This is a genomic window from Lactobacillus hominis DSM 23910 = CRBIP 24.179 (assembly GCF_000296835.1).
GTDB lineage: Bacteria > Bacillota > Bacilli > Lactobacillales > Lactobacillaceae > Lactobacillus > Lactobacillus hominis.
On record NZ_CAKE01000034.1, the window covers coordinates 12,338 to 35,771 of the forward strand.

Annotated in this window: 19 protein-coding genes, 1 other RNA gene and 1 pseudogene; 15 read left to right on the top strand and 6 right to left on the bottom strand. The window is 34.7% G+C overall.

What is annotated here, in order from left to right; all coding sequences use genetic code 11:
* Window positions 1-59 precede the first annotated feature (59 nt).
* Window positions 60-692, top strand: a complete 633-nt coding sequence (locus tag BN55_RS08805) for a DnaD domain-containing protein (RefSeq protein ID WP_040469568.1) — start codon at window positions 60-62, stop codon at window positions 690-692.
* 6 nt (window positions 693-698) lie between these two features.
* Entirely contained in the window at window positions 699-1,334 is a 636-nt protein-coding gene (gene nth / locus BN55_RS08810) for an endonuclease III (protein WP_008471767.1), read from the top strand.
* Between the two features lie 79 nt (window positions 1,335-1,413).
* Here nth and BN55_RS08815 read toward each other — a convergent pair whose 3' ends face one another.
* Together BN55_RS08815 and recU are read right to left on the bottom strand one after the other, a co-directional pair.
* Window positions 1,414-3,795 (bottom strand): transglycosylase domain-containing protein, encoded by a 2,382-nt coding sequence (locus BN55_RS08815; protein WP_008471768.1) that lies wholly within the window; start codon window positions 3,793-3,795, stop codon window positions 1,414-1,416.
* 3 nt (window positions 3,796-3,798) lie between these two features.
* On the bottom strand, window positions 3,799-4,428 hold the full coding sequence (gene recU / locus BN55_RS08820; protein WP_008471769.1) for a Holliday junction resolvase RecU: 630 nt from the start codon (window positions 4,426-4,428) through the stop codon (window positions 3,799-3,801).
* A 64-nt stretch (window positions 4,429-4,492) separates the two neighbouring features.
* Here recU and BN55_RS08825 point away from each other — a divergent pair, with 64 nt between their 5' ends.
* From BN55_RS08825 to BN55_RS08840, 5 genes are all read left to right on the top strand, one after another.
* Entirely contained in the window at window positions 4,493-5,056 is a 564-nt protein-coding gene (locus tag BN55_RS08825) for an SLOG family protein (protein ID WP_008471770.1), read from the top strand.
* Between the two features lie 89 nt (window positions 5,057-5,145).
* Window positions 5,146-5,565, top strand: coding sequence for a cell division regulator GpsB (locus BN55_RS08830; protein WP_008471771.1), 420 nt, complete (start codon window positions 5,146-5,148; stop codon window positions 5,563-5,565).
* Window positions 5,566-5,585: 20 nt separating this feature from the next.
* Window positions 5,586-5,948: RNase P RNA component class B (gene rnpB / locus BN55_RS09875), an RNA gene on the top strand.
* Between the two features lie 64 nt (window positions 5,949-6,012).
* Window positions 6,013-7,143 carry a THUMP domain-containing class I SAM-dependent RNA methyltransferase gene (locus BN55_RS08835; RefSeq protein ID WP_008471772.1) on the top strand — a complete coding sequence of 377 codons (1,131 nt, stop codon included), beginning with the start codon at window positions 6,013-6,015 and terminating at the stop codon, window positions 7,141-7,143.
* Window positions 7,144-7,148: 5 nt separating this feature from the next.
* Window positions 7,149-8,384 carry a metallophosphoesterase gene (locus BN55_RS08840; RefSeq protein WP_008471773.1) on the top strand — a complete coding sequence of 412 codons (1,236 nt, stop codon included), beginning with the start codon at window positions 7,149-7,151 and terminating at the stop codon, window positions 8,382-8,384.
* Window positions 8,385-8,912: 528 nt separating this feature from the next.
* Here BN55_RS08840 and BN55_RS08845 read toward each other — a convergent pair.
* The gene (locus BN55_RS08845; protein WP_008471775.1) at window positions 8,913-9,845 is read right to left on the bottom strand and encodes a DegV family protein; all 933 of its coding nucleotides are present in this window, start codon (window positions 9,843-9,845) and stop codon (window positions 8,913-8,915) included.
* Window positions 9,846-9,975: 130 nt separating this feature from the next.
* Here BN55_RS08845 and BN55_RS08850 point away from each other — a divergent pair, with 130 nt between their 5' ends.
* From BN55_RS08850 to BN55_RS08875, 6 genes are read left to right on the top strand one after another with little or no spacing between them, the layout of a single operon-like run.
* On the top strand, window positions 9,976-10,332 hold the full coding sequence (locus BN55_RS08850) for an EbsA family protein (protein WP_008471777.1): 357 nt from the start codon (window positions 9,976-9,978) through the stop codon (window positions 10,330-10,332).
* Window positions 10,322-11,995: a formate--tetrahydrofolate ligase gene (locus BN55_RS08855; RefSeq protein WP_008471778.1), complete on the top strand. Its 1,674-nt coding sequence runs from the start codon at window positions 10,322-10,324 to the stop codon at window positions 11,993-11,995. The genes BN55_RS08850 and BN55_RS08855 overlap by 11 nt, the downstream gene beginning before the upstream one ends.
* Window positions 11,995-12,474 carry a signal peptidase II gene (gene lspA / locus BN55_RS08860; protein WP_008471779.1) on the top strand — a complete coding sequence of 160 codons (480 nt, stop codon included), beginning with the start codon at window positions 11,995-11,997 and terminating at the stop codon, window positions 12,472-12,474. Before BN55_RS08855 ends, lspA begins: the two co-directional genes overlap by 1 nt.
* Before the next feature lie 3 nt (window positions 12,475-12,477).
* Window positions 12,478-13,395, top strand: coding sequence for an RluA family pseudouridine synthase (locus BN55_RS08865; RefSeq protein WP_008471780.1), 918 nt, complete (start codon window positions 12,478-12,480; stop codon window positions 13,393-13,395).
* A gap of 7 nt (window positions 13,396-13,402) precedes the next feature.
* Window positions 13,403-14,458, top strand: coding sequence for a carbamoyl phosphate synthase small subunit (locus BN55_RS08870; RefSeq protein ID WP_008471782.1), 1,056 nt, complete (start codon window positions 13,403-13,405; stop codon window positions 14,456-14,458).
* A gap of 4 nt (window positions 14,459-14,462) precedes the next feature.
* Window positions 14,463-17,627: a carbamoyl phosphate synthase large subunit gene (locus BN55_RS08875; RefSeq protein ID WP_008471783.1), complete on the top strand. Its 3,165-nt coding sequence runs from the start codon at window positions 14,463-14,465 to the stop codon at window positions 17,625-17,627.
* Window positions 17,628-17,686: 59 nt separating this feature from the next.
* On the opposite strand, the gene BN55_RS08880 is transcribed toward BN55_RS08875, so the two are convergent.
* Entirely contained in the window at window positions 17,687-19,378 is a 1,692-nt protein-coding gene (locus BN55_RS08880; RefSeq protein ID WP_008471784.1) for an Rqc2 family fibronectin-binding protein, read from the bottom strand.
* Window positions 19,379-19,615: 237 nt separating this feature from the next.
* Between BN55_RS08880 and BN55_RS08885 the strand changes: the two genes are divergently transcribed.
* Complete coding sequence (locus BN55_RS08885) at window positions 19,616-20,032, top strand: MarR family winged helix-turn-helix transcriptional regulator (protein ID WP_008471785.1); 417 nt, start codon at window positions 19,616-19,618, stop codon at window positions 20,030-20,032.
* A 101-nt stretch (window positions 20,033-20,133) separates the two neighbouring features.
* Window positions 20,134-21,015, top strand: coding sequence for a DegV family protein (locus BN55_RS08890; protein ID WP_008471787.1), 882 nt, complete (start codon window positions 20,134-20,136; stop codon window positions 21,013-21,015).
* A gap of 22 nt (window positions 21,016-21,037) precedes the next feature.
* Here the strand turns inward: BN55_RS08890 and BN55_RS10375 are convergent.
* Window positions 21,038-21,915 (bottom strand): annotated as a pseudogene (locus tag BN55_RS10375) (LysR family transcriptional regulator).
* Window positions 21,916-21,935: 20 nt separating this feature from the next.
* Window positions 21,936-23,306 (bottom strand): ClC family H(+)/Cl(-) exchange transporter, encoded by a 1,371-nt coding sequence (locus tag BN55_RS08900; protein ID WP_008471790.1) that lies wholly within the window; start codon window positions 23,304-23,306, stop codon window positions 21,936-21,938.
* Between the last annotated feature and the right edge of the window lie 128 nt (window positions 23,307-23,434).

The following is a 23,434-nucleotide window of genomic DNA, read 5'->3' on the forward strand; positions in this document are numbered from 1 at the left end:
ATAATTAAAAAAGAGTTGAATTGGCAGCTGCTAGTTCAACTCTTTTTGAAAGGAAAGAAATGGGATCTTATAATAACTACCGAAAAATAGGGTTTGCCGTTATCTCAAACGTACTTTTATCTTATTATAGTCAGTTAAGCTTAACTGAAACTGAAGTTGTGCTCTTAATTCAAATTGAAGCTAGCATCCAAAAGGGCAATACTTTTCCCAGCGATAAGTTATTAGCTTCAAAAATGAGTTTATCGCCAATTGAAGTTTCTGAACTTATTCAAGGATTGCTGGATAAGGGACTGCTGAGTTTAGAACAAGATAATAATGATGATGGTAAGATCAGCAACTACTACAATTTGGATCCGCTTTATGAAAAACTAGATAAATTTGTCAAAGATACTCAAGTAAATAGCAGTTCTAAACAAAATATAAATACTAATCCAACTGATCCAATTCAAACGTTAATTAGACAATTCGAAATTGAATTTGGCAGATTGTTAAGTCCAATTGAAAGACAAGAAGTAGCTGCTTGGATTAATGTTGACCATTATGATCCAGATTTAGTTAAAATGGCTTTAAGAGAAGCAATTTTAGCTCAAGTTTATAACTTTAAATATGTTGATAGAATCTTGCTAAATTGGCAGCGGCATAGTTTAAAGTCTCCTGATCAAGTCAAAAATTATTTACAAAGAAATGAGTAGAAAAATATGGTAAATGATGAATTAATAAGCGATGAACAGGCAAGAGATGTTTTAAAAAGAATTTTGAGTTTGTATCCTGACGCAAAAGGTGAGCTTCATTGGGATACTAAGTTTCATTTACTCTGCGCTGTTTTAATGAGTGCACAGACTACCGATAAGATGGTTAATTCAGTTACGCCAAAATTATTTGCGGACTATCCTGATAGTTTCGCTTTGGCTCAAGCCAAAATTAACGAGATTGAAGAGCATATTAAAACTATTGGTTTATTTAGAAGTAAAGCTAAGCACTTAAAAGAAACCGCTACTATTATTTCTGAAAAATATGATGGGCAAATTCCTAAAGATAAAAAATTACTTATGCAGTTACCTGGCGTCGGAGAAAAAACTGCTAACGTTGTCTTAGCAGAAGGATTTAAGGTGCCAGCTATTGCCGTCGATACTCACGTATCACGTATTTCTAAGGCTTTTAAGATAGTTTCTCAAAATGCTAAGCCCCATGATGTTGAAGTAAGATTAGAAGAGTTATTACCAAAAGATGAATGGATTAAAACACACCATGCGATGATTTTATTTGGGCGCTATACAATGCCTGCTAGAAGCAAAGATAAAAATCCATATCATTTCTTACCAGAAAATAAATAATTTTAATTAATTATATAAAAACAAAAGGCCGATAATCATTTCAATTTGATTACCGGTCTTTTGTTATACTTATTGAATTCTAATGATTGTTGTTAGCATTATTTGCGTCTCCTTGACTGGAGTTATTTTGATTCGTATTTGTTTGATTATTTGAATTATTAGTTGTTGAAGAAGTGTTATTTGATTGAGTAGAATTATTTTGCGCGTTATCAGCTGGCTTTGAATTTGAATCTTGTGATGAATTATTGTCTTTATTGTCAGTATTAGAATTCTTATCAGAATCCTCATTATGAGATTGACTGGTTGAGCCACTTTCATTGCTTGATTCAATTGTGGTAGTTGTACGATCGCTACTGTCAGTATCAAAGTGAGAATCTATTTCTTCATCGTCATCATTGTCGTCTTTAGTTTCATGGTATGGATTTGCTGGAGCGTGTCCTTTGACAAAGAGTTGCCAAGTAAAGTTGTGTGAAGTTGGTGAAGCAACTCTACGAGCCGTACCATTTACAATACGACGCTTAACTACAGTAGATGGTTTCTTCCAATCTTTGTTTTCTTTATTCTTCATTAAATAAGACATCATTTGCTTATAAAGAATTTGGGCAGATTGTTCACCGCTGCCAGATATTGTACCGTCTTTTAAGTTGTCATAGCCGGTCCAAATTCCGATAGAGTAGGCCTTAGTATATCCAACAAACCAAGAATCTTTAGGAGTATTAGCATATTGTGGGAATTTTACTAAGTCTTCATCAGAATACTTAACACTACCAGTTTTACCAGCTTCATGAAGGCCAGAAATTTTAGCAGCCGTACCAGAGCCTTTTGTTAAAACGTCCTTTAGCATGTTAGTCATAATATAAGCAGTAGAGTGTTTCATGACTTTAGTACCAGAACTATCATAATTATGAGTTAAACCATCTGCGGTTTCAATCTTAGAAACAAATTGCGGCTTGTGGTAAACACCATTGTTGGCAAAGGCGCCATAAGCACCAGCCATTTGAAGAGATGATGCATTGGCTCCGATAGCAACAGATAAACCAGCGTCGGAACCAACATTGATTCCCATCTTTCTAGCAAATAAGGCAGCGCGATTTAAACCAACTTTTGATAATGTTCTTACGGCTGGGACGTTACGTGATTGCTCTAAAGCTTTGCGCATCGTGATGCGTCCCATGTAAGTGTTGTCCCAGTCATAAAGCTGAATATTAGTACCAGGATAAATGTACTTAGTATCGTCCAGCATGTGAGAAGTACCCCAGTTGAGATATTCAACTGCTGGTGCAAAGTCGAGAACTGGCTTAATAGAAGAACCAGTAGAGCGACCAGTTTGAACAGCGCGGTTTAATCCTAATTGGACAGCTGGCAACTTACGACCACCGATGATAGCTATCACATGACCATTATTTGGATCGACAATAGTTGCACCAACTTGCATCTTGTCGTTAGTAAAAGGAACTTCACCATTGTTTGCTAAATCATACAAATGCTGTTGAGCATCTTGATCAATATTGACGGTGATCTTTAGATTGTCAGTATAAGGATTGAAACCTTTTTGTTTAACTTCGTTAATTACTTCCTTTATATATGGATCGTCAACTTTACGTAAATTAGATTCAATATTATTCTTTTGAGCAACTAAGCCTTGAGTAATTGGCTCATTAACAGCTTGGTTGTATTGAGCTTTCGTGATTTTTTTGTTAGAAAGCATGGTTTTTAATACGATATCGCGACGATATTTTGCGGCTTCTGGATATAGATATGGATTATATTTCACAGGTGCATTCGGCATCCCAGCTAAAAGAGCAGTTTGAGCTAGGTCTAATTGCTTTAAACTCTTGCCATAATAGTATTGAGCTGCCGTTCCCATACCATAATTACCATAATTCATGAACACTTTGTTGATGTAAAATTCAAGAATTTGATCTTTAGAAAATTCTCTTTCAACTTTCATAGATAGCCAAGCTTCTTGAGCTTTTCTACGTAATGTTCTTTGCGATGCAGAAGTTGAAAAAACAGATAGTTTGACTAGCTGTTGGGTAATGGTGGAACCTCCGGCAGCCACGCTATTAGAGCGAGCATTGATTAAGACGGAACCAACAATTCTAATTGGGTCTAATCCTAAACCTTCCTTATAAAAGCGTCGATCTTCAACTGAAATGATCGCATCTTTTAATTGTTGTGGAATTTCTTTGTCAGTTACATAGTTTCTTTTTTCTGAACCTAAGGAAAGCAAGAATTTTCCATCATTAGTATAAAGACTAGAAGTGCCACCACTTTGTAATTCATTTTGAGAAATACTTGGAGCGTCTTTGGCGTAGTAAGCAAATAATCCCACGCCACCAACAATAACGACTAAAACAGCAATGAATAGCCATTTAATTATTTGCACCCAGAGCCTTTTTCTTGGTTTTTTATTTCGGTGGTAATTAGCCATACGTGAATTTTGATTATTTTCTGCCATTGTTTAATTCCTATCTAAAATAAATTTGTCAACAACGTCTAAATAAGGAAGAGTAGGACGATATCCACTCTTTATTTCATATGAATTTTGAATAATTTCATCTAATGTTACTGAACTTTTATCAATTTGATTCCAGGCATTAATGATAAAGCTGGCTGGAGTAACAAAATACCTATTTAGACTTACGAATTTGATTATTGTAAAGCAGATTCCTTTTTGTTTTAAGCACTTGTCTAAATGAACGATCTGGTGCTCATGAAAGTTTTTTAGCGGAAAAGATGCTTTATTGCGTGTTTCTTTTGCTTCAAAATCTAAATAGAATCCTTTATATACGCCATTGTAATCTGTTGTAGAAGCTTGTCTAAAATAGGCTTCTTTAATTACAGCACGTGAGCGTTTGGGGTAATCAACTTTTACGATCTGAACGGGGGTAGGTTTTTTATGAACTACAGCAATATCTTGAATGAGATAAAACTTATTCGATTCGTTGATTTGTTGTTCTAGCGTCATCCCACGATCAGAAAAGTTGACACTACTTTTTGCTTTCTTATGTTTATTTTTGTTTTGCAAAGAAAAAGGTTTATTATTTTCTTTAGCATATGGCGTTAAACTACCAGTAGGATATTTGACCATCGTATTCACTCCTGTTAGCATTATAACAAATTAATTATCTGATAAAGAATGAGGTATAAATAAATTGCAGCGTTTATGGATTTCAGGATATCGAGGATTTGAATTAAGCGTCTTTAGCCCCAAGGATAAAAAGATTGTTGTCATTAAATATGCTATCCAAAATTATCTAAAACGCCTTTTAGATGAAGGACAACTTGATTGGGTTATTTCTGGTCCTAATTTAGGGGTCGAGCAGTGGGGGCTAGAGGCAGCTAACGAATTAAGAAATGAATATACTTTACATACTTCGTTAATTGCACCATATATTGACTTCTCAAAACGTTGGAATGAAACTAACCAAGCTGCTTTTTCTAAATTAAAGCAAGAAGTGGATTTTTTTGCAACTACGTCTAATTCTCCTTATCAAGGTCCAATGCAGCTGCGTAATTATCAAAACTTTATGATTAATCATACTGATCGGGCGCTGCTTATTTATGATCCCGAACATCCTGGTAAACCGCATTTTGATTATGATCTAATTCAAAAATATCAAAAACAAAAAGATTATCCATTAGACCTGATTGATTTTTATGATCTGCAGGATGTTGCTGAGGAATATAGTGAAAATCATAATCCTGATTTTTATTAAATAATATAGATTTTTTTATTATTAATGATTTCTTAGTTTTTTTAATGAGTTCTTTTTGTTAAAATAAGATTCGAAGGAGCTAATTTAGTATGGCAAGTTTAAATGATGTGCAATTAACACCTAACGAAATTTTGAAAAAGCAATTTCGTTCAAAGATGAAGGGTTATGATCAAGATGAGGTTGATAGCTATCTTGATACTATAATTTCTGATTACGAAGTTTTTGCAAATATTATTGAAGGTTTGCAAAGTCAAATAAGCGAATTAAAATCTGAATTATCAAATGCTCAGCAACGCAGCGTTAAGGCTGAACCTGAAGACGATGTTAAGACTTATCGTCCTACTTCAAGTTCTTATGGTTCAAATATGAATTCTTATTCAACTGAGCCTGAAAGTTCGGAAATCACTACAAATGTGGCTATGCTTCAGAGAATTTCTACGCTTGAAAGAAAAGTTTACAATCTTGAGCAAAGAATGAATGCTCAAGATAGAACTTACCAAGCAAATTAATATGGTATAATGTAAAAGCAAGTTTTGAGCAATCGCGGTTAACTTTTGTTAGCTGAGGAAAGTCCACGCACGCACGAGCTGCGATGCTCGTAGTTTTTGTACCCAGCCTAATAAGCTGCGGGATCCATTTTGGATCACGGCGGAAAAAGCGCTAAATCTTCGGACATGCGTTACTATCCTGAAAAGTGCCACAGTGACGAAGCAGTCGAGGAAACTTGGCTGGTGGAACGAGGTAAACCCTGCAAGCGGGCAACCCAAATTTGGTAGGGGCGTCTCCATCTAAGGAATTGAACTAAAGATGGGATCATTTTTTAATGAAGATAGATGGTTGCTGAAGGTAAAGGTTGACCAAGCTTTACTGGAACAGAACGTGGCTTATAGAAACTTGTATGGTCGGTTGAGCTTCTTGCTCAACCTTTTTTTATAGAAAAAAAGAGATTATATAATATGAAGAAATACACTTTATACGCTACGATGGGTGCAGGTTTTGAAAGCATCGTAGCCAAAGAATTAAACAATTTAGGATATGAAACTAAAACTGAAAATGGTCGTGTCTTTTTTGAAGGAAGCCAAGAAGATATTGTTAAAACTAATCTTTGGCTTAGAAGCGCTGACCGCGTAAAGATCTTATTAAAAGAATTTAAAGCTACTGATTTTGATACGCTTTATGAAGAAACTTATAGCTATGATTGGGAAATGCTTTTGCCAGTTGATGCCAAGTTTCCAGTTAAGGGACGTAGCGTAAGAAGTAAGCTGCATTCAGAACCTGATGTACAATCAATCGTCAAAAAAGCGATTGTTAATAAAATGGTCGATCAATATTACAGACGTGGCTTTTTGCCAGAAAGCGGTAGCGAGTATCCTTTAGATGTACATATTAATAAAGATATCGTGCGTTTAAGTTTGGATACGACAGGTCCAAGTTTGTTTAAGCGAGGCTATCGCGTTGAACATGGTGGAGCTCCATTAAAAGAAAACTTTGCGGCAGGTCTTATTGAACTAACTCCGTTTGACGGCAGCCACCCATTTATTGATCCGATGACTGGTTCTGGAACAATAGCAATTGAAGCAGCTTTAATTGCGAAAAATGTTGCTCCCGGAATTTGGCGCAAGTTTGCTTTTGATAATTTTGATTGGTTTGACAAAAAGTTGCATCCTGAATTAGTTGAGCAAGCAAAAGCGCAAGAAAAAAGCGAACATGCACCAATTTTAGCTAGTGATATCGATCAATCAATCTTAGAAATTGCCAAAGTCAATGCGCATAATGCTGGAGTATTGCAAGATATTAAGTTTAAGCAAGTAGCAGTTAAAGACTTTGCTACTGACTTAGAAAATGGCGTCATTATTGCCAACCCACCATATGGTAAACGATTAAAGGACCGTCAAGCAGCTGAAAAGATCTATGAAGAAATGGGGCAAACTTTACGTCCATTGACTAGTTTTAGTCAGTATTATTTAACTTCAGATCCGCAATTTGAAAAATTCTTTGGTGCAACTGCTACTAAGAAGCGTAAGTTTTATAATGGTAATTTGAGAACCGATTACTATCAATATTGGGCTAATGCTAGAAAACGTTAATTAAAATGATTACAGAAAATGATGCAGCAAAATTTTGGGTGATTTCGGATACGCATTTGATTGCCGATAGCCTTCATGATAATGGGCAAGCCTTTTCGCAAATGCAAAAAACGAGTCAAGGTAAAGACTTGTATTATCAAGAAGTAGTGCTGAGCGCTTTCGTCAAAAAGGCGCTTGATAAAAAGCCGGATGCAATTATTGTTACTGGGGATGTGACTTTTAATGGTGAACGCGTATCTGCTCAACGTTTTGCGGAAATATTTAAACCGCTAAAAGGAAAAACTAAGTTATTAATCCTGCCAGGCAACCATGATATCTATGATGGCTGGGCACGCGAATTTCGCGGTAAAAAGCAGTATTATGCTGGTCAAATTTCGCCACTATTTTGGAAAAATATTTTTAGAGAATCATATAAAGGCGCGCTAAGTGAAGATGATAGCTCGCTTGCTTATAGTCAGCAATTAAATTCTGACTTTTTGCTTATCATGCTAGACTCCAATATTTATGGCAGCGAGGAATCAACTACAGCACCAGCTACGCATGGAAAGATTGGCAAAGAGCAATTAAAGTGGTTTGAAAATCAATTACGCTTAGCGCAAGAAAAGTCGCTGCATCCAATTGTCTTTATGCATCATAATTTGTACGCTCATAATCCTGCAGTTAATAAGAGCTACGTCTTAGATAATGCAAATGAAATACGACGATTATTTGGCCGATATGGTGTTAAGCTAGTATTTTCAGGACATATTCATGCACAAAATATTTTAGGGCCACAAATTCCAACACCAACTAGTGAAATTGTCAGCTCTTCATTTTGTTCAACTGATCAAGGCTATGGCGAAGTTCATATTAAGAAAAATAATTTAGAATATCGTCGTCATAGTTTTGATATGAGTCCATATCTTAGTGAAAAAGAAAAGCAGAATTGGACGTTAACGCATTTTCATGATTATTTGGAAAATATTCAGCTAGGTAGTTTAGCAGCAAATTTGATGCAAAAAGATTTAAATAAGTATCATAATAGCTTGGATTTGATTCGAAAAATGGGAAAGTTGTTTAGTAAGATGAATTATAACTTCTTTACTGGGAAGAATCATATTTCAAAAGCGCAATTAGATAAGCTGCATGCGTCAGAACCTTACAAAGTTCTGGTCCAAGAAAACCCTGAGGTTAAATTGTACTTGGAAACTTTGTATGATATTAGCGATCATGATAATTGGAATTTGAAGATTAGATTTTAATATAAATGATTGAATGGGGAAGATATTGCCATTTTAGGCAATGTCTTCCCCATTTTTGGTGATAGCTAACTTTACTAAATGGATGGAGAAACTTATTAATTTAGAACCTATTAAAAATAAAATTATTGAAGCTCAAGCTTTGCAAGCAAATAAGCATTAAAAATAGTTTATGTTAAATAATTATTTAACCTCATTGAAGAATGTACCTAAGGAAAAAACAAAATGACTAATTTAATTAAATATCCATCCCTTTACACTGTTACATGTCCAAACTGCGGTGAAAAGGGAGTTGAAGTAAGCAGAATTAAAACCAAGTTTGGCGATATGAATTACGCAAGATATTATTGTTGAACCAAGACAAGTAGTTGATGTCGAAGTTAGTGCTAAGTTTATGATGAAATAAGTGTCAATAAACTAAGTATAAATAAGCACATAATAAAAATTATGTAAAATAGAATAATAAGTAAAAAAATACTGTTAAATCAAAGTGTAACAACTAAGATCTAACAGTATTTTTATACCTTAAAGTTAATCATCATTTAAAACAGGTGAGTGAATTTCTTCTTTAGAAAGTGGTTTCCCATCTTCATCGAAGTATGAATCAATATCTCTACCCCAGATCATGGCAATAGTATGTTGACCAACATGAACGCCGACAACTGGTCCAATAATGCTCTGGTCAACTTTCACATCAGGAAAGCTTTCTTGATAGTTGCTTACCCAAGCATTTTCTTTTTCTTCGTCATCGGCATGGAATATAGTTAAGTGAACCGGGTAAGGAACATCCTTAATTAATTCAGTAAAATCTTTCTTAATGTGGTTATAAGCGCGTTTGTATTGACGTTCTTTGGCAATTGCTGAAATTTTACCTTTATTTTGGACATCCATTGATAAAATTGGCTTGATTTTTAAAATAGAACCAACAAAACTGGCTGCATTTGATAAACGTCCGGTGCGTTTTAAGTGGTTGAGGTTGTCAACCATAAACCTAACGTCTAAGGTATTACGCAAATCTTCTAAGTCATGCATAATCAAATCCACATCTGCGCCTTGCATTGCTAATTTTCCAGCAAGCATTGCACAGTCAGCTTCACCTGCACAAGTTACGCGTGGATCAAATGGGTGGATGTTAATTCTTTTTTCTTGTTCAGCAATGCTGACAACTGTGTTATAAGAACTAGACAATCCACTTGAGATTGGAATAAAGATTAAGTCAGTATAGCCTTGCTCGACGAATTTATTGATATGTTTTTGAATTTCGCCAATAGCAGGTTGAGAAGTCGTTGGCAAATCTTTAGAATCGGCAAGTTTTTGATAAAATTCTTTAAAGCCAATATCAACTAAATCGTAATAAGTTTTGTCGCCCCAGATAATTGGAATAGGAATAACGTCAATATTATATTTTGCAGCTTGCTCTTTAGATAAGTAAGCTGAACTATCAGTGATAACACCTATTTTCATAGTAATATTTCCTCCACTTTTTCTTCGTAAATCTTATTTTAAACTAAAACTGATGCAGAAACAAAAAGCATCTGTATTATTTCTGGTATAATGAAAATTGAAGTCTAAAAAAGGTGGGACCTAAATTCTAATGAAGCGACATTTTATCTTTCTAGGAGTTCCAGGAATAATTTATTATTCTTGGTTATTGGCACTTGTCTTTATTGGCGTGTGCGTTGCCTATGAAAGTAATAAATCTTTAAGCATACCTAGTTTGGTATTATGTAGTCTTTTTGGAATTTTACTAATATATACTTTAATTTATTCTTATTTTGAAGAAGATAATAAAAAAATTTATTTAAAACTTCCTTACCGTAAGAAAACAGAAGTTTCGAAATTACAATTAATGTATCAGTGGCATGCCTTCGAGATTTATAAAATTAAAGATGAATATGAGAATTACTATGTTTTAACGATTAAAAGAAAGAAGAACGCCAATGGAAACTGATATTAAAATTGCACAAAATACTGAAGAATTACCTATTCAAGAAATTGCTGAAAAAATTGGCTTAAATAAAGATGAAATTGAATTATATGGCTCTGATAAGGCTAAGATTACTTGGAAGGCTCTTAATGAAAAAAGAGCAAACTCTAAGTTGGGTAAGTTAATCTTAGTTACGTCTATTTCACCAACTCCTGCTGGAGAAGGCAAGTCAACAATTACGATTGGTTTAGGAGACGCCTTCAGAAATCAATTGCATAAAAATGCGATGATTGCCTTACGTGAACCGTCAATGGGACCTGTTTTTGGCCTTAAAGGCGGAGCTACTGGTGGAGGATATGCTCAAATCATCCCTATGGAAGACATCAACTTGCACTTTACTGGCGATATGCATGCTTTAACTAGTGCAATTGACACTTTAGCTGCTTTAGTAGATAACTATTTATACCAAGACAATAGCCTTAACTTAGATCCAAACAAGATTTTGCTTAAGCGCGGAATTGATGTGAATGATCGTAGTTTAAGAAAGATCACTGTTGGACAAGGCTCTCGTTTTAACGGAGTTGAACATGAAAGCAGTTTTGCAATCACTGTAGCTAATGAATTAATGGCTATTTTATGTTTGGCAACTGATATTGATGATTTGAAAAAGAGAATTGGCGACATGCTTGTTGGTTATTCAACTGATAATAAGCCAATCTTTGTTAAAGATTTAGGCTTTGAAGGTGCAATTGCAGCACTTCTTTCAACTGCTCTAAAGCCAAACCTTGTTCAAACTTTGGAACATACTCCAGCATTAGTTCACGGCGGACCATTTGCTAACATTGCTCACGGTGCAAACTCCGTTATCGCAACTAACTTTGCTTTGCATGTTAGCGACTATGTTTTAACTGAAGCAGGCTTTGGTGCTGATTTAGGTGGTCAAAAGTTCATGGACTTTGTTTCTAAGCACTTAGACAAGCGTCCAGATGCAGTGGCAGTAGTAGCTACTGTTAGAGCTTTGAAGTATCAATCAGAAAAGACAACTGATAACTTAGATCAAGAAAACATTGCAGCCTTAGAAGACGGCTTTGGCAACTTGAAGCGTCATATGGAAAACATGGCTCGCTATGGTTTACCAGTTTTAGTTTTGATTAACCGATTTGCTACTGATACTCCAGCTGAAATTGCACGTTTGAAAGAATTAGTACAAGAAGACGGCTTTGATTGCGAAGTGGTTTCTTACCACGATCAAGGATCAAAAGGCGGTATAAAAGCAGCTGAAAAGCTAGTTTCATTAGCTGATCAAGGTGGCGAATTCAAGCCATTATATAATGAAGATGATGATCTACAAACTAAGATTGAAAAGATCGCTAAGAACATTTATCATGCCGGTGATATTGAATATTCTGATAAGGCATTAAGCCAATTAGAAGAAATCAAGAAGATGGGCAAAGATAAATTGCCAGTGATCATTGCTAAAACGCAAGCTTCATTTACTGATGACAAAAAGCAACTTGGAGCTCCAGAAAACTTCACTTTGCATGTTAAAAATTTAGCCCTTAAAAATGGAGCAAGATTTATTGTGGTTTCAACTGGTCATATTTTAGATATGCCTGGTTTACCAAAGCATCCTGCTGCATTGGACATTGATGTTGATAATAACGGAAAAATCTCTGGTTTATTTTAATGAAAAAATCTAAACAAGTTTTATATTTATTAATTTCTATCTTTGTTGTGGCCTTAGACCAATGGCTTAAAAATTATATAGTTTCGACGATGCGTGTGGGAGAAGTGAAGAACGTGATCCCTCACGTTTTGTCGTTTTATTATTTAAGAAATGATGGTGCTGCTTGGAACATTTTATCGGGTCAAATGTGGTTATTTTACTTGATTACTATTGCAGCCATCATTGTCGTGATTTATTATCTATTTAATCCCAAATATGCCAATCCTTTATTTGACACCGGTTTAGCCTTAGTGTTAGGTGGAATAGTTGGTAATTTTGTAGACCGTTTGCACTTAAAGTATGTAATTGATATGTTTCAGCTAGATTTTGTTAACTTTAATATTTTTAATATTGCCGATAGTGCAATTACAGTAGGCATTATTTTAGTATTTATCTATATTTTATTTATGGATAATGATAAAAAGTTTGAGGGAAAGTAGGCTATGGCAGAAAACTTTACTTTTAAAATTTCTGATCAAAAAGGGCGCTTGGATAAATTTCTCGCTCAAGAAATTGATGAGTTAAGTCGCACGAGAGTGCAAGAGCTGATTGATGATAAGAATATCTTAGTGAATGATAAGGTAGTTAAGGCTTCGTATAAACTGGAAAGCGGCGATAAAATTAGTGTCACTATTCCACCTAAGAAGCCTTTATCTTTGAGTGCTCAAGATATGAACTTAGACGTCGTTTATGAAGATCAAGATGTGATCGTCGTTAATAAGCCTCAAGGCGTGGTGGTTCACCCTTCAGCAGGGCATCCCGACCATACATTAGTTAACGGTCTTTTGTATCATACGCAAGATTTAGCAAAGAGTCCTGAAGGTTTTAGACCTGGAATCGTGCATCGCATTGATAAAGATACATCAGGCTTATTAATGATTGCCAAAAACGATAAAGCTCGCGAAAGTTTAGAAGACCAATTAGCTCATAAGACTAACAAACGCGAATATTTAGCCATTGTCCATGGTAATTTTGAAGCAAAGATTGGCGTAATTAACGCTCCAATTGGTCGCAACCCTAATAATCGTAAGCAAATGGCAGTAAATCCTAAAGGTAAAAAAGCTATTACGCACTTTGAAGTATTAGAGCAATTTAAAAATTATGCCCTAGTTAAATGCGTTTTAGAAACAGGACGCACACATCAAATCCGTGTCCATATGCGTTATATTGGCCATCCGATTGCTGGTGATCCATTGTATGGACCTAAAAAAACCTTAAAGGGAAATGGTCAGTTTTTGCATGCAGCAACTTTGGGTTTTGAACATCCTGCAACTCACAAGTGGCTAGAGTTTTCAGCTCCTGTGCCAGCAATTTTTCAAGAGCAACTTGATAATCTAAGAAAAGAATCAATGAAGAAGTGAACTTAGCGTGAAAAGATATTTAATTTTAGAAGATGGTAGTGCTTTTAGTGGCCATGGTTTTGGCGCCACTACCATTTCAACGGGAGAACTCGCAATTCAAACTGCCAATTTTGGCTATCAAGAAGCTATTTCTGATCCAGCTAATTTTGGAAAAATCCTTACTTTCACTACACCTATGATTGGCGGCAGTGGTATTAACGCAATTGATTATGAGTCTATCGATCCAAGCGTTAAAGGAATTATTGCCAATGATATTGCTTTTCATATTTCTGAAAGTAGTAGCTTCCAAGATCTGGATGACTTTTTAAAAGAAAAACGTATTCCTGCAATTTATGGCGTAGATACTCGTGCGATCGTCAAAAAGTTGAAAACCAAGCGCGTCATCAAAGCTTCTATCATGGATACCGACGATGATCATGCTTTTGATCAAATTCGCGCGCTAGTTTTACCTAAAAATAAAACCGCCCAAATTTCTACTTCTAATGCTTATGCCGCACCTAATATTGGCAAGACCGTAGCGGTTATTGACTTAGGTTTGAAGCACTCTTTATTGCGCTCTCTTTCTTTAAGAAAAATCAACAGCGTAGTGCTGCCATACAATGCTTCTATTTATGACATTGTAAATATTCGACCAGATGCAATTGTTCTATCTAACGGACCAAGCGATGTTAAAGAAATTCGTAATGCTTTAAAGCCAATGTTTGATTATTTTTACGGCAAATTGCCAATTTTAGGAATCGGCTTAGGCTTTTTAACCATTGCCGACTATTTAGATCTAGAATTATTCGACTTAGTGCCACCTTACAATGGGAGCAACTTCCCAGTGATTGAGCAGTCCACTAATAAAATTTGGCAAACAGCAATGAATATCGATAAACTCGTTTTGCCTGAAAATATTTCTTTGAATTTTTCAAAAGTATATTATGACATTCGTTCTGATTTGATCGCTGGCTTCAGTTTAAAGAAAGAAAAGATTTTAGCCTCGGCATTTAATCCAGAAGGATCTCCGGGAAACTTTGATGCTGTAAGTATTTATGATCAATTTTTACAAATGATGGAGTGAGAAAATGCCACTACATAATGAGATAAATAAGGTTTTGATAATTGGGGCAGGTCCTAGCATTGTAGGTGAAGTTTCCGAAATGGATATTTTAGCCGAGCAAGCCTTGCAGGCTTTATCAGAAGATAACTTGCAGATTGTCTTGATTAATCCCAATCCGGCAACAATTGAAACTGATCCCAGAAAAAATGTGCGTGTTTATTTAGAACCAATGACTTTAACTTTCGTCAAAAGAGTTCTACGCATGGAAAAGCCTGATGCTTTGATTAGTGCATTTGGCGGAAAGCCTGCTCTTAATTTAACCAGACAACTGCAAAAAGACGGCATTTTAGATGATATGCATATTTCTTTGCTCAGCTTAAATAATTTAACTTTGCAGCTGCAAGATAATAAGAAGTTTCATGATTTTTTAGCACAAAATAAATTGCCAGTTGCCAACCAATGGGTGATTAATGACTTAGATAATATCGAAGAAACGCTAAAATATGCCCATTATCCTTTACGTGTAACTAAAAAAGAGCTTTATCGCCCAGATGTACACCAAAGTTTGAAAAATATTAGCGAAGTAAGACAGTATTTTGAAAAACAGCAAGTACAGGATCATTTCAATTTAGATAATTATTTTTTAAATGAAGATTTATCAAATTGGGAAGAGCTGATTTTTGATGTTATTCGTGATAATAATGGTAACTTTTGTTTCTTCAATAGTTTAGGTAGTTTAGAACCGGTTAAAATTAATGCGGCAGATTCTTTGCTGGTTTCACCAATTTTAACCCGCAATAACAATCAGATTCAACAGTTGAGAAATTGCGTGCGCAAGATTGCCGATATTTTGAATATTCATGGTGCAATTGTAGTTCACTTTGCTGTTAAACAAGATGGCGAACAATTTAACTATAAGATCTTATCAGTTAAGCCGCGTTTAACTAAGACCACTTTGCTTGGATATCGTAGCAGTATTTATAGTATCGGCTATATTACGGCGAAGGTCGCAGTCGGCTATAACTTAAATGAAATTATCGATCCGCAATCTGGATTGAATGCTTCAATTGAGCCAATCAAAGATGCTTGCAGCGTTAAATTGCCATATTGGTCATTTATTGAATCAGGCTATAACCACTACAAGCTCAGCAACCATCCAAGCTCAAGCGGTCAAGCATTAGGTATTGGACGCAGTTTTGAGTCAGCTTTTATGAAAGCGATTCAGGCAACGACTAATTTTGCGAATAATTATCACATTTTTGAAGCTGAAGTTGAAAAATCAAAAGAAGAAATCATTGACGATTTGCAAAAGATGGATGAAAGCCATTTGATTGTTTTATTTGCGGCTGTAGCCAAAGGTTTAGACTATAAAACTCTACACAAAATTTTGCATATTCATCCTGTTTTCTTACAAAAGATTAATCATTTAACATTGCTGATGAGAGAATTACGCGAGCAAGATCTTGATGCGCACTTGTTACATAAAGCAAAGATTAATGGCTTTTCTGATAAATTAATCGCTCATATTGCTAAAGTAAGCGAAGATGAAGTTGAAGACTTATTGCTTAAAAACAATATATTTCCATCTTATGTTCAAATTGATGGGACTGCAGGTCTTGAAACGCCAAAAATTGATGCAGTTTATAGTGCTTATGGGGTTGAAAACGAAGTAAAACCTATTGAAACTCCTAAGAAATGTTTACTTTTAGGATTAAAGCCATTTCAGGTTTCTTTAACTGGCGAATTCGACTATATGATTTATCATGTAGCAAAAACTCTAAAAGAGCAGAGCATTAGTCCAATTATTATTTCAAACAATCCAGAAAGCATCTCTAATTCGTACGATGTTTGCGATCGCGTTTATTTTGAGTCAATTACTTTAGAAAATATTTTGGCAGTTGCTCGCAAAGAAAATATTGAATATGTTATGACACAATTTTCTGGTAAGCAAATTAATCAGTACCGCCCAGCACTTTTGAAGCATGGACTTAAGATTTTGGGTCAAGATAATGTTAAAGAAGTCTTAGAGCAAGATCGCACTAAACAAATTCTAAATGCTGGTGTAAATCCTGTTCCTGCTCTTGATACTAAGGATAAACAAGAAGTACTCGATTTTGCTAATGAACATGAATTTCCATTGTTAATCGGCGGTCGCAGCAATAAAAAGAAGTTAAAGTCAGCCGTTGTTTTTGATATGCCGGCTTTGAATAAATATATCTCTGAGAATGATCTTGATGAAATGATGATTTCTAAATTTATCGAAGGTGATAAATATGAGATTACGGTCATCTCTGATGGGGAAAACGTAACAATTCCAGGAATTATTGAACACTTTGAACAAACTGGCTCCCACGCATCAGATTCAATCGCCGTCTTTAGTGCGCAAAACTTATCTTCTAATAAGCAGAGAATTTTGCGTGAAGCAGCAGTCAATATTGCAAGTCAAATGCATTTGCGTGGTCCCATTAACTTGCACGTTCTATTTTCAAATGATCAGCTTTATGTTTTACAGATAAAAACTTATGCTGGACACAATGTTGCATTTTTAAGTAAATCTTTACGTCAAGATATTGCAGCAATAGCAACCAAAGTATTACTAGGTGCAACTTTAGAAGAATTAGGGTGTGCAAACGATGTTTGGCCAACTAATGATTTAATTCATGTAAAAATGCCAGTATTTTCTTACCTCGGTTATCGTAGCGATAATACCTTTGATTCCAAGATGAAAACCTCTGGGTCAGTCATAGGGCAAGCACAAAGACTAGAAGTTGCTTTATATAAAGGATATGAAGCAAGTAATCTGATTATTCCATCGTATGGCACTGTCTTTATTTCTGTTAAAGATTCTGAAAAGAGCAAAGCAATCGATATTGCAGCTCGCTTTCATAAATTAGGTTTCAGTTTACTAGCAACAGAAGGTACGGCCAATATTTTGGCAGAAGAGGGAATTACGACCGGAATTATTGAAAAGATCCAAGAAGGCAGCAATAGTTTACTGGAAAAAATTAGCCAACATAAAATCAATATGGTAATCAATGTGACAAATCTTTCAGATTCCGCCAGCATGGATGCCATTATGATTAAGGACCAGGCTTTGAGTACGCATATTCCGGTATTTTCTAGTTTGCAATCGGCTGAAGATGTGTTGACTGTTTTAGAAATGATGGCCATGACTACTCAGCCACTTTAAACATAAATAAATTTATGTAAAATAAATAGCTCATCTCGTAATTGAGATAAGCTATTTTTTTATTGGATTCGTTTACTTAGAACTTCTTTTTCGTGAGGGGTTACTTCAATTGAATGCTGACCGGTGTAAATTACAAAACCAGGCTTTGCGCCGTTAGGCTTTTTAATTCGTTTAACTTGCACGTAATCAACTGGCACATGAGCTGAATGCTTTGCTTTAGAAAAGTAGGCCGCAATTTCAGCAGCTTGTTTGATATCATCATCTGTTGGATTTTCGTCTTGCAAAATGACGTGTGAACCGGGGATATTCTTAACGTGGAACCAATAATCTTTTTTATTGGCCTTTTTAAGAGTTAACCAATCATTTTGATAATTGTTTTTACCAACCAAGATAACTTTACCATCATCTAATTTGAATTCATTCAAAGTCTTTTCAGTAATCTTCTTTTTACGCTGGTGCACATTTTGCTTTTTTAGATAGCCTTGATTGGTCAATTCATCTCTAATTGCATCGATATCTTGTGGTTCGGCATTATCAATGGCTGTTTGAACAGAATCGAAATAATCTAGGTTTTCTTGAGTAATCTTCAGCTGCTCATTAATATGCTTGATTGAATTTCTTAATTTTTGATAGCGAGTAAAGTATTTTTGTGCGTTGCGAGCAGGTGGTAATGCTGGATCAAGTTTGATCTTCAAAGGTTGATTGTTTTCATAGTAATTAGGCAAAGAAATCGACGTCATGCCAGGTTTTACTTCATGCAAATAAGTATTTAATAATTCACCTTTGATACGGTAGCTTTCAGAATTTTCTGCTTGATCAAGCTGCTTGTTTAGCTTAACTAATTTTTTAGCTAATTTCTTTCTTTCATTAGAAACCACATTTTCAATCTGCTTAGACTTTTGGCGCACCCATTGCTTATTGGCTTGCTCTTTATAAAAATCGTCTAGTGCGGCATTAACATTTTGATTAGAACTAATTAAAGTTAAATCTAGATGGTAAGGCAAATAAATGAAGAAACGATCTTTATGCCTTGGTGTCTGCAAAACATAACCTTTTGGACGATCAAAATGATCAAAGAATGTTTTTAAAGAACTATAGGAAAAATCATCTTCTAAATATCCTAAAAATTCTTTTCGATCATCACCGTCTAACCCATTAAATGATTTAACAAAGTCAGCTGGCTCTGGAATTTCAGATTTTAATTTATTGAATTTTTCTTCACTAAAGTTAAAACCATTTAACCCTGAAAGTAGGGGAGGAAGCTCATAGCTAGCATGAGGCAACAATAAACGCGCCCGGTTTTCATCAGGATTAATTCTCTTAAGCAGATCAATGATCTTGTTGTCAGTTGCATTATAGAGAATTACATTACTATGTTTGCCCATTAATTCTACGGAAAGAACTAATTGAACTTCATCTCCTAATTCATTGCGATTAGAAAAATGGAAGTTAACAATTCTTTCGACACCAATTTGTTCAACTTTATTTAAAATAGAACCTTCCAAGTATTTTCTTAGCACCATTACAAAAGTAGGGGCTACGTCTGGATTGACGATATTTTCATTAGTTATATAGAAACGCGGATTTTGTGCATTTGCCGAAATCAATAATTTTTGATTTTTTCTGTCTTTTCTAAAGTTAAGTACTAAATCATAATCAAAAGGCTGATAAATTTTAGTTAGTTTTGCCTTTAATAATTTAGGAGTTAAATCAGTTAATAAACTATGTATAAATAAGCCATCAAAAGCCATCAAATCACCTCTTAAAAACTATCTTATTAATTATACTATTTTTATTTGTTTTTAGCTAAAACCTAATTATATCAGTACTTGTGAAAGTATTAACTAATACATGTGATAATTTCACAAATAGAGGAAATTAGCTTGTGAAATTAGCTTGTTTGAGATAGAATTACTTAGTAAGCAAAGACAAATCTTATGAATAAGCATAAGAAATAAATTATATATGGCTATAAGGAAATACTTAAAATGACTTTAGACGTTTTAATATTTAATATAATTGGTGACGAAATTAAGCGACTCATTAATCAAAAATGTGGTTTGAACCAATCTCAAACTCGTTTATTATTGTTTTTTGATGCAAATAATAATGAGATATTAACAATGGGCGAGTTAGCAAATAAGCTAGACATTTCTCTATCTACTTTAAGTAGACAAATTAATCAAAAAAGAACTTTAGAATTGGTGAATGTAACGCGCTCAAAAACTGATTCGAGTAAGTTGCTTTCATTAAATAGCGATGGCATTAAAAAAGTTGCAGAATTAAAAAAAGAACTAAATCAAATTAGTTCCGATCTTTTAAAGACTTTAAATAATGAAGAAAAGAGTGTTTTTTCTAGTCAGTTAATGACAATTGCCACTAATTTGAGTAAGAGCAAAATATAGATATTACTTAAAAAAGATGGTTTCTTATGCTATAATCTTTACTTGACTAGTAGATGCAGTACGGGTCGTACTGCAATTTTTATTTAAGGTAGGTTTTTGTTTTGAAAATCGCAATCGTAACTGATAGTACAAGTGATATCACTACTCAAGAAGCAAAAGAAAACAATATTACTGTTGTTCCTATTCCAGTTATTATTGATAATCATGAATACCTTGATAAGGTAGATATTGACGCAAATAAACTATTTGAAACGCAGAGAAATGGTGCATCTTTCCCTAAAACTTCTCAACCAGCTTTAGGTAAAATGCTTGAGCTCTTTGAAAATCTCCATAAAGACGGCTACGATGCAATTATTACCATTACTTTAACTTCCGCAATTTCCGGCTTTTACAACACTTTAGTAGATATTGCACATAATCATCCTGAATTTAATTTACATCCTTTTGATTCCGGTATGACTGTTCGTACGATGGGATTTATGACAATTGCGGCTGCTAGAATGGCTAAAGCTGGTTTTAGCGTTGAAGAAATTTTCAAATCTTTAGAAGAAATGCGTAAATCTATCGGGGTTTTATTTGTGGTAGATGATCTTCAAAACTTGGTTCGTGGTGGCCGTTTAAGTAACGCAAGCGCCTTTATCGGTACGATGCTTCAGATCAAGCCATTGCTTACTTTTGATTCAAAAACTTACGAAATTAAGAGCTTTGATAAGGTTCGTTCATTAAAGCGTGCAATTAAAAAGAGTGAAGATATTGCTTTTAAGCAAATTAACGAATCTCCATATAAAGATAAATTGAGATTTATTATTTATAACTCTAACGATGCGACCCAAGCACAAAAAGTGGCTGATGATTTTAAGCAAGCCTTTCCAAATCAACCAGTTGAAATGGTAGATTTTGATGCCGTAGTTGCTACTCACTTAGGTGAAAAGTCATTAGGCATTACTTGGATCTTGGATCCTGATAAAATGAATATAGACTAAAAAAGAGCCATTTGGCTCTTTTTTATTTTTCCATTTCAAGGTCTTCTTTAACACGTTTTAAAAATAATTGTGCAACATTAGAAAGTTCAATATCCTTGCGCCAAATTACGCGATTGTTGTCATAGACTTTGGGCTTGATAGGACGATAAATTAAATTGCCATCTTCTAAATTAGTCAGATCTTTATAAGTAAATAGACAATAATTACCATATTTCAAAAGATACTGGGCATTATAGTTTAAGTTAAAAGTGAGCACTGTATTTAAAATATTGCTTGATCTCCAAAAATCACGAAAGTCGTCGGAATTGCTGCTTCTTCGAGAAATTATTAAAGGATAATCAGTTAAGTCCTGAGCAGTAATTTCTTTTCTTTTAGCTAGGAGATGATTATGTGAGATAACTACGCCATATTCATTTTTTTCAGGCAAAGCCAAACTTTCATAATTACCGGCTTTTCGTTTGCCCATAGTAATGCAAAGTCTAAATTGCCACTATCAATTTTAGATTCGATTATTGGAGCAGTAGCGCTTAAAAGATGCACGCTAACGTCGGGGTAATCTTTTAGGATAGAATCAATAACTTTCATGATCCGCTTCATGGCAATACTTTCGCCTGCGCCTATATAAAGCTCTCCAGAAATAACATCGTCTTTACTAATATTTAACTTGGTTTTTTCTACCATATTAACAATATCTTGGGAGTGATCTCTTAAATAATAACCTTGTTCAGTCAAAGTAATCTCATGCGGTCCGCGTTTAAATAAAACAACGCCTAATTCTTGTTCAAGATTTTTTAATTGACGAGATAAAGAGGGCTGACTAATATGCAACAAATTTGCGGCTTTTGAAATATTTTTGCTTTCACAAACTGCTAAAAAATATCGTAAGACTCTAATTTCCATTTTTACTCCATTATTATAAATTAAGCACCTTTAGCTACTTTCTTTTTACCTGGCAATAATTTATATTGCATTTGTCGTCTTAAGGCTGCGTAAATCGGTTGTCCGCCAAGTAGGTCTAAGATAAAGTAGGCAATAAAAGTTGCCACGATCATTGGTAAAACTTGTTCAACTGTACCAACCATTTCTGTTAAAAGTGTGATTGCAGTAAAGGGAGCTTTTTCAATTGCTCCAAAATAAGCACACATTGCAGTAACGATAATAATACCATAACAGTTTTTAGGAGCAATATGAAAGTGAATCATAATTATTGCAAAAACAACGCCTAATAAAGATCCCAAAACAAGAATTGGCATGAAGATACCGCCAGGAACAGAAGCTCCATAAGAAATCATCGAAAAGACAAAACGAACTATAAACCATATTAGAGGAACTAAAACTAACGTTAACATCCCTGAATCAATATGTGAAATATAGTTGGTACTAAATAAACTAGAAATTAAATCATGCGAACCACCCAGTAATTTTGCATTCCATAAGCCAATAGGGATGACGAGTAATAATGGAATGATGCTGTGAAAGGCGCTAGGAATGAACTTAATTTTTGCATATAACGGTTTTAAGCTAAGTAAGCAGTATTGGTATACATAAGCTAAAATTCCTAAGACAACGCCCATAATTGCTAAAAACCAATATGAATTTAAAGGTAGCGTCGCTTTAACAGGTAAATATAAACAAGGCGTTGTTCCATAAAAGAGCATGGTCATTAAATCAGATGCCATAGCTGCGGCTAAGGATGTCAGGCAAGTTTTTGGAGTGAAGTCAAAGGTTATTTCTTCAACTAAAAATAAAACTCCAGCAATTGGTGCAGAAAAAGCAGCACTTAAGCCAGCCGCAACTCCACATCCTTGTAGACGCTTTAAATCGTCCCCTTCAATATGAAAGACGTCTTCTCCTAATCCTTGACCGACCATTGCTCCCATTTGAATACAAGGACCTTCACGTCCTAAAAATAGGCCAGGACAAATTGCTAGTAAGCCACCAACAAATTTACGCCATAAAATAGACCACGAGTGCATTTGGTTTTCATTTCTAAAAACCGCTTCAACTTGCGGAACACCAGACCCAACCAAGTTGTTTAATTCTGGCTTGATAATTATTCCGAGTAATAAACAAATGACGATCGTCACAGCAATATAAGCAATAATATACAAGGGATGCTTATTTAAATAAGGATAAAAGACAAACAAAAATTGCATGGTATGGTCAATTATCCAGCGAAAGATTCCAACAATTAGACCAGTAAAGATACCTACAAAGGTTCCTTGAATAAAAATGGAAAAGAATGTAGATGTAAATGGTTTAGCTAAAATTTGCTTTGCTTTTGGGATCATGGTAATGCCTAGCCTTTAAATTAAATACTATTCATCTATAGTGTAACGCAAATTGAAGATAGGGTAGTTTCTGGAGGATTTCTATAGTACAATGATATTTTTTTCATAACATCAAACGAGTATAATGA